Origin of the sequence: Curtobacterium herbarum, assembly GCF_016907335.1 — a bacterium.
Lineage (GTDB): Bacteria > Actinomycetota > Actinomycetes > Actinomycetales > Microbacteriaceae > Curtobacterium > Curtobacterium herbarum.
Window position 1 is genome coordinate 2624996 of the sequence record NZ_JAFBBT010000001.1, and the last position, 14456, is coordinate 2639451.

Sequence of the window (14456 nt, forward strand, 5' to 3'; positions counted from 1 at the left end):
TCGAGCGGGCGCGAGCGGGCACCAGGCGCGAGCGGGCGAAATGCCAGGGTGCGGCGCACCCGCCACCTGGTGTTCCGCCCGCTCGGCGTCGCCGGGGCGCCCGTCCGCCGGGCGCTGGCGGCATCGGTCTGGTGGGCTGTGCCTCCCGACCGGCGAGCGGGCGGAACACCAGGGCCGTCCTCCCTGCGGACGTGGCATCTCGCCCACTCGACGCCCGCCGCACTCCGCTGACCCGCGGGCCACGCCTCCCGACCGGCGAGCGGGCGGAAGACCACCGCCACCCGCCCTCCGACCGTGGCATTCCGCCCACTCGGCACCCGCCGCGCTGCGCCGACGCGCGGGCCGAGCCTCCCGGCCCGCGAGCGGGCGGAAGACCACCGCCACCCGCCCTCCGACCGTGGCATTCCGCCCGTTCGCCGTTCGCGGCGGGACTGGAGGCACGTGCCCAGCCCGCAACGGCAGCTGGCGGACCGCGACCACCGCGCGAGCGGGCACGAATGCGAGGCGCCGGACCTCCGCACCATGGTGTTCCGCCCGCTCGCGCGCTTCGGGCCCGCCCCCGGGCCGGGCCGGAACGCCGAGCGCGCGAGGCAGGCATGCAATTGGTATCCCGTCCGCGATATATGACATACTTTCGGCCGACCTTGTCCCGATCGAAGGATCCGTCATGACCCCGCCCTCCCCCGCCGCCCGTCGCGCCGCACGCCTCGGCACGTGTGGGCTCGTCCTCGCCTCGACCGTGTTCGGCACGGTCCTCGTCCCCGCCGCCGCGCAGGCTGCGCCCTCCTCGGACGTCACCGCCTCGCTCCGGACCACCGTCGTCACCGATGCCGTGACGGATGCGGTGTTCACGTTCCACAACACCGGCAGCACGCCTGCCGCGTCGGCCGTCGAGTTCGACCTGCCGACCGGCATGGTGCACAACCGCCTCGGTGCCCGCGTCGACGTGCAGACCGACGGCACCCACGTGCGGATCGCTCCCTCGGGCCTCCTCGAACCGGGTGCGACGTTCGAGGTACCGCTCTACCTGCTGAACGCCGCCGGTGCCCTGCCGGAACACTGCTCCGTCGACGGCGCCGCCGTGACCGGCTGCTCGGCCGACGACGCCACCGAGACGCCCGGAACGGAGACGCCCGGCGCCGAAACCCCCGGCACGGAGACGCCCGGCACCGAGACACCCGGCACCGAAACCCCCGGCACGGAAACGCCCGGCACCGAGACCCCCGGTACCGGGACGCCCGGCACCGAAACCCCCGACGACGGCGACACCCAGTCCCCCACCCCCGAGCACACCTGGCCGACCGTCACCAGCGGCCACACCGACGTCCCAGTCCGCCCGATCGGCAGCGCCCTCGCCGCCCAGGAGCACGACGGCACGCAGGCGGCACGGAGCGACCTCCGCCAGGCCGGCCGGTGGATCCGCGCCCACCAGACCTTCGTGGTCGAGGTCCCCGAGGGCGTGACCGACGCCGAGGTCGCCATCGGCCAGCACGGCAACTACTTCGGGATCAACCGGTGCGGCGACGTCGGCATCGCGACGCAGGCGCTCCACCCGGGCCAGAACACGATCACCGCGCCGCACGACGGCCTCGTCAGCATCATCGACCGGAGCACCAGCGACAGTGGCACGGTCGTCGTCCGCGGCGGCGCTCCCGTCCCGACCTACATCGCGGGCGTCACCGACCGCGCCGACTTCGACACGCAGCTGCGCGACTGGGACCGTTCGCCGTTCTTCTCGCTGATCGGCGAGCAGGTGCAGGCTGACGTCCTCCGCTCCGACCGGACGGCTCCGCAGAGCGACCAGAACGAGGCGCTGATCGCCGGCGACGACCTCGACGTCCGGATGGAGCGCTGGGACGAGACCGTCCGGACGAACCAGCGGGTGTGGGGCGTCGCCGACACCGGCCACCGTGTGCACATCACCACGCCGAGCTACGGCGACGCCGGCGCGAACGCCCCGACGAACGTCCACCAGGGCTGGGTGGCGTTCCCGACGGACCACGCGTCCCCGCACCACCTGTTCACGAGCGACGGTTCGGCAGCCGGTGAGCAGGCGCTCCGCAACGCGTTCGGCCGCGTGTTCCAGCAGGACGTGATGCGCTGGACGAACCAGCACGGCCAGGCTGACGGGACGATCTCGCAGGACCTCGCCAGCTTCGTGCTCGAGGAGCAGGTGCACCAGCGCAACCCGCTCGACTCGTGGCGCGCGAAGCTCGACCGGTTCCGCCAGCAGCCGGTCGACGAGCGTGACTTCTGGTCGAACCAGATGAACGGCATGACCCGGCACCTGGTCTTCGACCAGCTGCGCCGCGCGTACGGCGAGGACTTCCTGTCCACCGTCGCCGCGCGGGCGCGCGCCGACGTCGCCGCCGGCAGCGACCGGGAGGCCCGCCGCGCCTTCATCCTGCAGGCCACGCACGTCGCGGGGCACGACCTCACCCCGTTCTTCGAGCAGTGGGGCGTCCAGGTGGAGGACGACCTCCGCCCGCACCTCGCGGAGTACCCGGCGCTCGAGACGGCGATCTGGGACGACTTCGACGCGCTGGACTGAGCCGAGCGGATCCGACAGGACGACGGCAGGCCCGGGACAGCGGGAGCCCCGGCACGACGGCAGGCCCCGGACGACGGGAGGCCCGGGGCCGGTCTGTGTGACCGGCCCCGGGCCTCCCGTCCGCGCGCGCTCGCGCGACCGGCGCCAGCGCGCACTCGCGCGCGACCGGCGTCAGCGCTGCGGCAGGTCCCGCTCGGGGTACCCGACGTACAGCTGCTGCGGCCGCCCGATCTTGTTGAGCGGGTCGTTGTTCAGCTCGCGCCACTGCGCGATCCAGCCCGGCAGGCGACCGATGGCGAACAGCACCGTGAACATCCGTGGCGGGAAGCCCATCGCCTTGTAGATGATGCCCGTGTAGAAGTCGACGTTCGGGTAGAGCTTGCGGCTGACGAAGTACTCGTCCTCGAGCGCGATCTGCTCGAGCTCCTTCGCGATGTCGAGCAGGTCGTCCTGCACACCGAGGGCCTCGAGGACCTCGTCCGCGGACTCCTTGACGAGCTTCGCGCGGGGGTCGTAGTTCTTGTAGACGCGGTGCCCGAAGCCCATGAGCTTCACGCCGCGCTCCTTGTTCTTCACCCGCTCGACGAACCGCGTGACGGGTTCACCGGAGTCCTTGATCTGCTGCAGCATCTCGAGGACGGCCTCGTTCGCGCCGCCGTGCAGCGGACCGTAGAGGGCGTTGATGCCGGCGGAGATCGAGGCGAACATGTTCGCCTTCGTCGAGCCGACGAGCCGGACGGTCGAGGTGGAGGCGTTCTGCTCGTGGTCCTCGTGCAGGATGAGCAGCCGTTCGAGGGCCTTCGAGAGCACCGGGTTCGGCTGGTACGCCTCGGCCATCGTGCCGAAGTTCAGGCGCAGGAAGTTGTCGACGAACGACAGGTTGTTGTCCGGGTACAGGAACGCCTGGCCGATCGCCTTCTTGTGCGCGTACGCGGCGATGACGGGGAGCTTCGCGAGCAGCCGGACGGTCTGCAGTTCGACCTTCTCGGGGTCGTCGACGTCCATGTCGTCCTCGTAGTAGGTCGACAGGGCACTCACCGCGCTGGACAGCACCGACATCGGGTGCGCGGAGTGCGGCAGCGCGTCGAACAGCCGGCGGAGGTCCTCGTGCAGCAGCGTGTGCCTGCGGATGCGGCTGTCGAACGCCTCGAGTTCGCTCGGCGTCGGCAGTTCGCCGTAGATGAGGAGCCAGGCCACCTCGAGGAACGTGCAGTTCGCGGCGACCTGGTCGATCGGGTACCCGCGGTAGCGCAGGATCCCCTGGTCGCCGTCGATGTAGGTGATGGCGCTCTTGGTGGCCCCGGTGTTCACGAAGCCGTAGTCGAGCGTGTTCAGCCCGGTCTGCTTCTTGAGCGTCGAGATGTCGATCGTGGAGGCGCCGTCGACGCTCTGCAGGATCGGGAACTCCGCCGTGCCCCCCGGGTACGTCAGCGTGGCCGTCTCGGTCGCCTGGTCGGCGCCGGGGCTCACGGGGACGGGCGTCGTGGGCGGTGTGGCCGTCTTCTGAGCGTCGTTGGCAGTGTCAGTCACGCTGGACAGCCTAATCGCGGCGACTGTCGCTCCGGTACATGCAACGGCTCGGGAGTTGGTGTGGAACCGCTGTTGCGCAGACGCGTCGCCGGTGGGCGGACGGCCGGACGGGAGGCCCGTCAGCCGTTCGCGACCCGGCCTGCGCTGGCGAGGCGCTGGGCTGCGGCGGCGATCCGGTCGTCCGTCGCGGTCAGAGCGACGCGCACGTGGCGGGCGCCGGCAGCCCCGTAGAACGTGCCCGGGGCGACGAGGATGCCGCGTTCGGCGAGCCAGGCCACGGTGTCGAGCGCGGGCTCGTCACGGGTCGCCCAGAGGTAGAGCCCGGCGCCGCTGGCGTCGATGCGGAAGCCGGCGCGTTCGAATGCCGTCCGGAGCACGTTCCGCCGGTTGCGGTACCGGGTCTTCTGCTGCTGGACGTGGGTGGTGTCCTGGAGCGCGACGATCATCGCGTGCTGGACGGGCAACGGCGGCATCATGCCGGTGTGCTTGCGGATCGCCAGGACGTCGGCGAGCAGGGCCGGGTCGCCGGCGACGAAGGCCGCGCGGTACCCAGCGAGGTTCGACTGCTTCGACAGCGAGTACACACTGAGGACGCCGTCGAACGAGTCGCCCACGACACGGGGGTCGAGGATCGTCGGGGTCGGCGTGGTGTCGTACGGAGCGTCCCAGCCGAGTTCGGCGTAACACTCGTCCCCCACGATCACGGCGCCGAGTTCGCGTGCGCGGTCGACGGCGGCGCGGAGCTGCTCGATCGAGAGGACGCGTCCGTCGGGGTTGCCCGGCGAGTTCAGCCAGACGAGCTTCGTGCTCGACGGCCACGAGGCGGGGTCGTCGGCGGCCAGGGCGTCGGCACGCACCAGGGCGGCACCGAGCTCGTAGGTCGGGTACGCCGCTTCCGGGAACACGACCGTGTCACCGGGTCCGAGCCCCATCCAGAGCGCCAGGCCCGCGATGAACTCCTTCGACCCGATGGTCGGCAGGACGTGGTCGGCGGTGAGCTGGACGCCCTGCCGTCGGCCGTACCAGGCAGCGATGGCGTCACGGAGGGCCGGGGTGCCGGCGACCTGCGGGTAGGCGTGCGCGTCGGTGGCGTCGGCAAGGGCCCGTCGGACGATCTCCGGTGTGGGGTCGACCGGCGATCCGACGCTGAGGTCGACGATGCCGCCGTCGTAGGCCGTGGCGCGCTGCTTGTACGGAGCGAGCTGGTCCCAGGGGAAGTCGGGCAGGTCGAGCGGCACGGGTCAGGCCCGCGGCTGCGCCATGACGACCGGGTGGTCCGCGTGGATCACGCCGACCTTGGCCGCGCCACCGGGCGACCCGATCTCGGAGAAGAACTCGACGTTGGCCTTGTAGTAGTCGGCCCACTGCTCGGGGAGGTCGTCCTCGTAGTAGATGGCCTCGACCGGGCAGACCGGCTCGCAGGCACCACAGTCGACGCATTCGTCGGGGTGGATGTACAGCGATCGGTCACCCTCGTAGATGCAGTCCACGGGGCATTCGTCGATGCACGCGCGGTCCTTGACGTCGACACAGGGCTGGGCGATCACGTAGGTCACGAGCGAGTGCTCCCTTCCGGGGGTTGAGCGACTGCCAGCCTACTCGTGCGGGGCTGCGACCACGGACCGCGGCTCGTCCGTCGGCCGCTGTCCGTTCGTCGGCTGCTGCCCGTTCCCCGGCTGCTGGGCGCGGAGCCCGGTGAGGTCGGGCCAGGCGAGGACGAGCATCGCGACGACCGCCGGTCCGAACGTCCACACGTAGCCGGCGGGGTTCGCCGGCACCAGCGGGGAGGCGTCTCCGGCCACCGCGACCAGCACCTGCGTGGCCAGGATGATCCCGATGCCGACCGCCGCGACGAGCAGCCGCGACCGGTACAGCAGGCGGATGCCGACGACGATGCCGACCACGATGAGGGTGGTCAGGACCATGCCGAGCGGGGCGGTGCTCCACGAGCCGATCGCGATGGTCTGCTGGTGCGTGATCGTGCCGAGGGCGCCGACGAGGACCCCGACGACGGCGGCCACGACGACCGCGGTGGCCTTGCCCTGACCGGACATCTCGGCGTAGGTCTGCGGAGCGGCCGGTGCCGGGGGTGTGTCGTGCCGGAAGGCCTCGACCGCGGGCACCTGGTGCCGGACACCGTGCGGCATGACGTACGACAGTGACACGGGGTCCTGCGGGTCGGCGGGGTCGACCGCGACCTGGCTGCGGTACTGCTCGAGTGCCGCGCGGACCCGGCCCCGAACCGGCAGGACGTCGACGGTGAGGTCCGCCAGCCCGGAGTCGGGGTCCACGATCATCGAGAACGGGACCTCCTCGGCCTGCGCGGCGTACCGGGCGGCGGCGTGGATGCGGAGGTGGTCGGGGTGTCCGTAGCCGCCGTCGTCGCCGTAGCTGACGACGGCGTCGGCACCGGTCGAGCGGATGGCGGCGCGGACGTCGTCGACGACCTCGCCGAGGTCCGCGTGGGTCAACGAGTCGGCCGGGGCGTCACCGGCCGAGGTGGCTCGCCCGTCCGGGCCCCACTGCATGCCCGAGTCCGTGTACCGCCGGGCCGGGAGGTCCGTGGGCCGGGCTCCGGGACCGCCGAGCCAGAGGTGCGCGGGTCCGCCCAGGGCAGCCAGCGCGGCGGCGATCTCGGTCTCGCGGTGCGCAGCGACCCGGAGGCCGTCCCCGGCCAGCGGCGCGAGCTCCTCGGTGAGCATCTCGCCGCGCTCACCCCGGGTGGCCGTCAGGACGGTCACGTGGGCGCCGAGCTCGAGCAGCGTCGCGATGGTGCCGCCGGACGCGAGCGTCTCGTCGTCGGGGTGCGCGTGGACGAAGAGGACGCGCTCGGGGCGTGTGACCGTGGACATCGCCTGCAAGCGTACGGGACGCCGTCGGGGCGGCGGGTGTCAGCGGGGCGTGACGATGTACGTCGCGGTGGCGCCACCGTCGTGGTCGGACGAGAAGGTGACGACCACCCGGTGGTCGTCGCTCCGGAACAGCCCGAAGGCGCTCGAGGAGTCGGCACGCTCGGCCGACTTCGTGAAGCCGGCGTCCGCGAGCTGCTGCGCGGCGCCGGCGAAGTCGTCGACCGAGGACGTGTGCACCTGCACGACCCACCCGGAGCCGGCCGGGCCCGCACCACCGCCGAGCACGGTGCCGTCGACGAGCGGGACGGCCGCGGACGGGAAGCCCGCGGGCACCTGCCCGTCGCTCGTCACCCTGGTGCCCTTGAGGGCGGTGTCGAGCGCGCCGTCGATCCCGCCCGCGACCTTCGCCATCCCCTGCTGGATCGCTGCGCCGTCGATGCCCTGCACGGTGTCGGACACGCTCGACGCCACCGACGACCCGAGGTCGGTCGCCTGGTCCAGGCTCGCGGTGGAGCAACCGCTGAGGCCGGCGAGGGCGACACCGGCAGCGACGGCAGCGGTCAGGGAGGTGCGGATCGGGTGACGCATGCGGGTACCGTAACCGCCCCGCCCTCGAAGTGGTCGAGCATCCGCTGGGTGATCACCCGCACTGGGGGCATCAGCACCGGGGACATCAACACCGAGGGGCAGCCGGGCACCGCGCGTGTCAGTCGAGCGTCGCCCGGGCTGCCGCGACCAGGGCGTCGACCCCGACCGGGATCGCGGTGTCGGCCTGCGGGGCGTAGAACGGCGAGTGGTTGCTCGGGATGTCCTCGCCGCGGCGGAACAGCTCCGGGTCGGTGATGCCGGTGAACCAGTAGACGATCGGGGCCCCTGCGGCGGTGGCGAGCTGGCCGACGTCCTCGGACGCCATCGCCAGCCCGGACTCCATGTCGACGGCGTGCGGCACGGCAGCGCGGACGGCCTCGAGCACGACCGCGGCCTGGTCGGCGTCGTTCACCAGCACGTCGGCGCCCGGAGCCCGCTCGATCGTCGGCGCGGCCAGTCCCCCGGCCTCGCTCTCGGCCCGGACGATCCGCTCGATCGAGGCGATGATCGCCGCACGGGTCTCCTCGTTGCGCGCCCGGGTGGAGATCTCGATGACCGCCGTGTCCGGGATGATGTTCGGCCGCGTGCCGGCGTGGAACGAGCCCACCGTGACGACACCGGCGTCGCTCGGACCGACCTCACGCGACACGATCGTCTGCAGTCGCACCACCGCGGAGGCCGCCGTGACGATCGGGTCGAGGGACGCCTGCGGTGCCGAGCCGTGGGCTCCGCGGCCGTTGAACGTCACGGTGAACCGGTCGCTCGACGCCATCACGGCGCCGGACCCCACGGCCACGACGCCGACCGGTGCCGGGGCCGAGTGCTGCCCGAGGACCACGGTGGGCGTCGGGAAGCGCTCCACGAGGCCGTCGTCGATCATCGCGCGGGCACCGGAGATGACCTCTTCCGCCGGCTGGAACACCGCGACGACGGTGCCGCTCCAGTCGGCGCGGGTCGCGACCAGGCGCTCGAGGGTGCCGAGCAGCCACGTCACGTGGATGTCGTGCCCGCAGGCGTGCATGGTCGGGCCCTCGTTGCCGTCCTCGTCCGTCGCGCGGGCGGTGCTGGCGTAGGGCAGGCCGGTGCGCTCCTGCACGGGCAGCCCGTCCATGTCGGCGCGGAGCCAGACGACCGGACCGTCACCGTTCTCGAGGACCCCGACGACACCCGTCCCACCGACGCCAGTGGTGACGGTGATGCCGCCGATCTCGGTCAGGCGGTCGACGACGACGCCCGCGGTGCGGTGCTCCTGGAAGCCGAGTTCCGGGTGGGCGTGCAGGTCCTGGTAGATGGAGAGCAGGTCGAGAGTCACCCGTCCACCGTATCTCCCGACCGTGTCTCCCGACGCCGACGGCCCGGCCACCTGCGAGCGGTGACCGGGCCGTGGGACGGAGGACGGGCCTCCAGGGTGTGTGACTTACGCGTCCTGGCGCTTGAGGCGCGCGTAGGAGCGCTGGCGAGCCGAGGCGTCCAGCTCGACCTTGCGAATGCGGACAGCGTCCGGGGTGACCTCGACGCACTCGTCCTCGCGGGCGAACTCGAGGCACTCCTCGAGCGACAGCTGCCGGGACGGCGTCATCGACTCGAACGTGTCGGCGTTGGCCGACCGCATGTTGGTGAGCTTCTTCTCCTTGGTGATGTTCACGTCCATGTCGTCGGCGCGCGAGTTCTCGCCGATGACCATGCCCTCGTAGACCTCTTCCGTCGGCTGGACGAAGAACGACATGCGCTCCTGGAGGTTCGTGATGGCGAACGGGGTGACCACACCGGAGCGGTCGGAGACGATCGAGCCGTTGATGCGGGTCTGGATCGCGCCGGCCCACTCGTCGTAGCCGTGGAAGATCGCGTTCGCGATGCCGGTGCCGCGGGTCTCCGTGAGGAAGGACGTGCGGAAGCCGATGAGGCCACGCGACGGCACGATGAACTCCATGCGGATCCACCCGGTGCCGTGGTTCACCATGTTCTCCATGCGGCCCTTGCGGGCAGCCATGAGCTGGGTGATGGCGCCGAGGTGCTCCTCCGGCGTGTCGATCGTCATGTGCTCGTACGGCTCCTGCAGCTTGCCGTTCTCGTCACGCTTGGTGACGACCTGCGGCTTGCCGACGGTGAGCTCGAAGCCCTCGCGACGCATCTGCTCGACCAGGATGGCGAGTGCGAGCTCACCACGACCCTGGACCTCCCAGGCGTCCGGGCGGCCGATGTCGACGACCTTGAGCGAGACGTTGCCGACCAGCTCGCGGTCCAGGCGCTCCTTGACCATGCGGGCGGTGAGCTTGTGGCCCTTGACCTTGCCGACGAGCGGCGAGGTGTTGGTCCCGATCGTCATCGAGATCGCCGGCGCGTCGACCGTGATGGTCGGCAGCGGACGGACGTCCTCGGGGTCGCTCAGGGTCTCACCGATGGTGATCGTGTCGAAGCCGGCGACGGCCACGATGTCACCGGGGCCCGCGGACTCGGCCGGGAAGCGGTTGAGTGCCTTGGTGATGAGGAGCTCGGTGATGCGGGCGTTGACGACGGTGCCGTCGTGCTTGACCCAGGCGACCGTCTGCCCCTTCTTCATCTCACCGTGGAAGATGCGGAGGAGGGCCAGGCGACCGAGGAACGGCGAGGCGTCGAGGTTCGTGACGTGCGCCTGCAGCGGGTGCTCGTCGTCGTACGTCGGGGCCGGGACGTGCTGGAGGATCGCTTCGAAGAGCGGCTCGAGGTCGTCGTTGTCGGGCAGCGTGCCGTCCTCGGGCTTGTTGCGCGACGCGGCACCGTTGCGGCCGGAGGCGTAGACCACCGGCACGTCGAGGATCGCGTCGAGGTCGAGGTCGTCGACCTCGTCCGACATGTCGGAGGCGAGACCGAGGAGCAGGTCCTGGCTCTCCGAGACGACCTCGTCGATGCGGGAGTCCGGGCGGTCCGTCTTGTTGACGAGCAGGATCACCGGGAGCTTGGCGGCGAGCGCCTTGCGGAGCACGAAGCGCGTCTGGGGCAGCGGGCCCTCGGACGCGTCGACGAGCAGGACGACACCGTCGACCATGGAGAGGCCGCGCTCGACCTCACCACCGAAGTCGGCGTGGCCCGGGGTGTCGATCACGTTGATGGTGATGGGACCGCCCGCGCCGAACTCTGCGGCGTGCTTGCCGTTGTAGAGGACCGACGTGTTCTTCGCGAGGATGGTGATGCCCTTCTCGCGCTCGAGGTCGTTCGAGTCCATCATCCGGTCTTCGCCCTCGAAGTGGGCGTCGAACGAGTTGGTCTGCGTCAGCATCGCGTCGACGAGGGTGGTCTTGCCGTGGTCGACGTGTGCCACGATGGCGACGTTGCGCAGGTCGGACCGAGTGGCGAGCGCCATACAGGACATCCTTTTGTGTTCGGAAGATGATCGGGCGAGTGCCCGGGTTTCGGGCCGTTCCCGAGGGTGCGGGACCGTGCCCGACGGTTTTCGGGACCATGCCCGACTCGCCAGTCTACCGGTAGTTCGCAAGCAGAGGGAGTACAGCGCATGAGCCGTCGGCGAACGTGGACCGAGATCACCGTCGTCCTCATGCTCTCACTGGGTTCCAGCGCGCTCTACTCGGTGCTGCAGATCATCGACGACCTGTCCCAGACGACGCCGCTCGGGAAGCAGTCCACGGCGCTGAACACCTCGACGACGACCGTGCAGTACGTGGACCTCGCCCGCCAGCTGCTCGGCATCGCGGTCGACCTGGCCCCCGTGGCGCTGGTGTGCATGCTGCTGTGGAGCAGCTCGCGTCCGCACCTCGGCCGGCTCGGCATCGACCGCTTCCGCGTCCGCCCGGACCTCGGTGGCGCGGCCCTGATGGCACTCGGCATCGGGATCCCCGGGCTCGCCCTGTACTTCACGGGCCGGGCACTCGGCATCACGGTCGCCGTCGACCCGGCCGCCCTCGGGTCGTACTGGTGGACGATCCCGGTGCTCCTGCTGTCCGCCGTCCGGTCCGGGCTGCAGGAGGAGGTGATCGTCGTCGGCTACCTGTACTCGCGACTCGGCGACCTCGGGTGGGGGCGATGGCAGGTCATCCTGTCCACGGCGCTCCTCCGCGGCAGCTACCACCTGTACCAGGGCTTCGGGGCGTTCGTCGGCAACGCGGTGATGGGCGTCGTCTTCGGCTGGGTCTACACGAGGTGGGGCCGCCTGCTGCCCCTCGTGATCACCCACGTGCTCCTCGACGCGACCGTGTTCGTCGGCTACCCCTTCGTCGCACGGGCCTTCCCCGGGCTCTTCTCGTGACACCCGGAGCCCACTTCTCCACAGGGATACCGAGAGTTCCCGATCCCGCCGGCTGAAATGCTACGTTCCACACACTGCTACGAGCGATGTGGGGAACGATGGGGATCGAGTTCGACGAGGTGGCCGCGGCACGGCTGGCCGCCTGCCTGACCGAGGTGGCGCTGCGCCTGCGGGCCAGCGGCGCTGGCCGACGAGCGCGCGCGGAGACCGCGCTGCAGGACTTCCACGGTGCGTACGCGCGGCTGTTCGCCGCCGCGTGCACCGTCGAGTCGGAGGACCGGGGCCGGTTGACGAGGGCGCTCGAGGACCTGACGGTCCAGCTGCACGTCGTCACCCGCCAGGCGGACGAGGAACGCCGGAGACTGGAGGCCCACACGGCCTGGCAGCACCGGGAACGCGAACGAGACCACGCGTTGGTCGCCGTCGGTGCGCCGCTCGGGCCGGCCCTGGACTGGGCGAGCGCCGCGTGGGACCCCGAGCCGTCGGACGCCCCGGTCCTCCCGACCCCGGTGTCCGCGGCGTTCCGCGCGCGGTCGCGGCAGCGCAGCAGCGGAGGCGGTGGCAGCACCGCGGGTCGGAGCGGGGCCGATCCGCGGCGACTCCGGCAGTTCAGCGGCTCCGCCGGCGCCCAGGACGCCGCGACCGAACAGGACCTCCACCGGGTCCGGAACGCGTGGGCGGGCTTCACCGACCGGTGCGGGTGGGTGCCGGTGGACGAGGCCACACTCCTCGCCGGATTCGGTGACTACCTCGCCGAGAACGTCGAGGACACCGCCTGGGTGGGCCGGATCGCGAGCGCCTTCACCGCCGCGGGCAGCGGGGTGTCCCTGGCGGACGGCGTGCTCGACGTCGCCGGGGCGTCGACGCTGCCGGCCGGACTGCAGCGGCTGTTCGACCCGGCAGCCACCTCGGCCGAGGTCGCCGCGGCCTGGTCGGTGCTCGGGCTCTCCGAACACGACCTGCGCGCACTCCCCCTGACGACGACGCTGCAGATCGCGAACCTGGACGGCGTCCCCGCCGCGGCGCGGGACATCGCATCGCGGGCGGTGCTGCAGGCCGCACTCGGGAACCCGGAGCGGGTGTACCGGATGCTCGGCCTGCCGTACACGTACGGCGCGGTGACGGTGGACGAGTTCCGGCAGCAGGTGGCGGCGCTGTGGAAGGGCGTCCGTCGGGCGGACCGACTGGCCCAGGGGCTGGACGCCCCGACCGCCGCCGTGGCGCAGGTCGTCGGCTTCGGTGCATCGGACGGGGCCCTCGTGGCCGCGGTGTCGCTCGGAGACCTCGACACGGCCTCGAACGTGACGGTGAACGTGCCGGGCGCGACCACGACCCTCGACAGCACGGACGGGCAGGTCCGCGCCGCGAAGGACCTGGCGCACGCGGCGGCGCGACTCGCCCCGGCGTCGTCCTTCGCCGTCGTCTCCTGGATCGGTTACCGAGCACCGGAACTCGTCGAGGTCCCCGCGCAACGACGCGCGATCGTCGGCGGGGCGGCGCTCGCCTCGTTCCTCGACGGGGTCCACGACAGCCGGGACGGCAACGCTCCGGGACGCCTCACGGTGCTCGGACACTCGTACGGTTCTGCGGTGGCGGTCGAGGCGGCTGCGCAGACGCGGTACCGGATCGACGCCGTCGTCACCTACGGCTCGGTCGGGTTCACGGACGACACGCGGCCCGAGCACCTGAACGTCGGTGCGGTGTTCGCCACGGAGGGCGATCGGGACCACACGGCTCGCCTCGGCCGGATCGGTCGGACCGACCCTCGTGACCTCCCGGGCGTCCACGTCTTCTCGGCCGAGGCGGGGCCGGGGACGGAAGCGGTCACCGGGCACGACATGTACCCGTCGACCGGCGTGGGGTACCTGTCGCCCGACGCCACAGCGCAGCGGCACATCGCCGAGATCATCGCAACCGGGAGGCCGGGATGACCGCCTGGACCAGGACGCTCCGTGCGATCGGCGCCGTCCTCCTGACGGTCGGGCTGACGGCCGGTTGCACGTCCGGAGAGGGAACCGTGGAGCACGACGCAGCCGGACTGACGCGGCAGGAGGTCGCCGCGCTGTCGTTGCAGGACGAGTTCGACCGGTACCGCGAGCACTACCGGACGATGCAGCAGGTCCTCGCGGACGCGCAACGGCAGCTCTCCGACGGCGAGTGGCACTGGAACGGCGGCGATGACATCCCGCAGATCGGTGGGGTCGGGATGCGCCCGTTGGCCGGAGCCGACACGCACAACACGTACGCGCTGGAGTCGAGCCGGTCCTGGGACCCGGAGGGTGCACACGGATCCCGGTCCGATCTCGAGCCGCTGATCGACTACTTCGCAGCGAACGGCTGGAGACACCACGTCGAGCGGATCACGGACACCTACTACCTCGACGGGTACACCGACGACGGCTGGCGCATCCAGTACCTCGTCCAACCGAGTGGTCACTACTCGCTCGACGTCGTCAGCGGCCTGTTCTGGACGAACGACGCCGACGCACTCTCCGAAGCCGTGGGCGGCCGCGCCGGCGGACGGCACCCGTCGTCCTCCCGACCCGGCGAGTACCCGGAACCGCCGACGTGGGAGTCGCCGATCATCAGCCCACCGAAGATCTGATCAGCTCCCCCGAAGATCTGAGCAGCCCACCGAAGACCCAGCAGCGCCACGGACGCACGGTCCCCGACCACGGACGGACGGGAGGCGGTG

General features: G+C 71.5%; 11 protein-coding genes. 4 read left to right on the plus strand and 7 right to left on the minus strand.

The features are described 5' to 3' along the window. Window positions 1-667: 667 nt before the first annotated feature. Complete coding sequence (locus JOD51_RS12460; RefSeq protein ID WP_204608951.1) at window positions 668-2551, plus strand: M60 family metallopeptidase; 1884 nt, start codon at window positions 668-670, stop codon at window positions 2549-2551. 171 nt (window positions 2552-2722) lie between these two features. Here the strand turns inward: JOD51_RS12460 and JOD51_RS12465 are convergent, their stop codons facing one another. The 7 genes from JOD51_RS12465 to typA form a co-directional block, all read right to left on the minus strand. After that, window positions 2723-4021 carry a citrate synthase gene (locus tag JOD51_RS12465; RefSeq protein WP_204611206.1) on the minus strand — a complete coding sequence of 433 codons (1299 nt, stop codon included), beginning with the start codon at window positions 4019-4021 and terminating at the stop codon, window positions 2723-2725. Window positions 4022-4200: 179 nt separating this feature from the next. Continuing rightward, window positions 4201-5319, minus strand: a complete 1119-nt coding sequence (gene dapC / locus JOD51_RS12470; RefSeq protein ID WP_204608954.1) for a succinyldiaminopimelate transaminase — start codon at window positions 5317-5319, stop codon at window positions 4201-4203. Window positions 5320-5322: 3 nt separating this feature from the next. Continuing rightward, window positions 5323-5637, minus strand: coding sequence for a ferredoxin (fdxA, locus tag JOD51_RS12475; protein ID WP_110903275.1), 315 nt, complete (start codon window positions 5635-5637; stop codon window positions 5323-5325). Between the two features lie 39 nt (window positions 5638-5676). Continuing rightward, on the minus strand, window positions 5677-6933 hold the full coding sequence (locus JOD51_RS12480) for a PIG-L family deacetylase (protein ID WP_204608956.1): 1257 nt from the start codon (window positions 6931-6933) through the stop codon (window positions 5677-5679). Between the two features lie 39 nt (window positions 6934-6972). Next, window positions 6973-7521: a hypothetical protein gene (locus JOD51_RS12485; protein WP_204608958.1), complete on the minus strand. Its 549-nt coding sequence runs from the start codon at window positions 7519-7521 to the stop codon at window positions 6973-6975. Between the two features lie 118 nt (window positions 7522-7639). Further along, entirely contained in the window at window positions 7640-8833 is a 1194-nt protein-coding gene (locus tag JOD51_RS12490) for an amidohydrolase (RefSeq protein WP_204608961.1), read from the minus strand. 105 nt (window positions 8834-8938) lie between these two features. Continuing rightward, the gene (gene typA / locus JOD51_RS12495; RefSeq protein ID WP_111075669.1) at window positions 8939-10861 is read right to left on the minus strand and encodes a translational GTPase TypA; all 1923 of its coding nucleotides are present in this window, start codon (window positions 10859-10861) and stop codon (window positions 8939-8941) included. Window positions 10862-11011: 150 nt separating this feature from the next. On the opposite strand from typA, the gene JOD51_RS12500 reads away from it, so the two are divergent. The 3 genes from JOD51_RS12500 to JOD51_RS12510 all read left to right on the plus strand — a co-directional run bounded on the left by JOD51_RS12500 (window position 11012) and on the right by JOD51_RS12510 (window position 14366). Then, on the plus strand, window positions 11012-11761 hold the full coding sequence (locus JOD51_RS12500) for a CPBP family intramembrane glutamic endopeptidase (RefSeq protein ID WP_204608963.1): 750 nt from the start codon (window positions 11012-11014) through the stop codon (window positions 11759-11761). 98 nt (window positions 11762-11859) lie between these two features. After that, the gene (locus tag JOD51_RS12505) at window positions 11860-13692 is read left to right on the plus strand and encodes an alpha/beta hydrolase (protein ID WP_204608965.1); all 1833 of its coding nucleotides are present in this window, start codon (window positions 11860-11862) and stop codon (window positions 13690-13692) included. Then, complete coding sequence (locus JOD51_RS12510; protein WP_204608968.1) at window positions 13689-14366, plus strand: hypothetical protein; 678 nt, start codon at window positions 13689-13691, stop codon at window positions 14364-14366. The genes JOD51_RS12505 and JOD51_RS12510 overlap by 4 nt, the downstream gene beginning before the upstream one ends. Window positions 14367-14456: the final 90 nt, after the last annotated feature.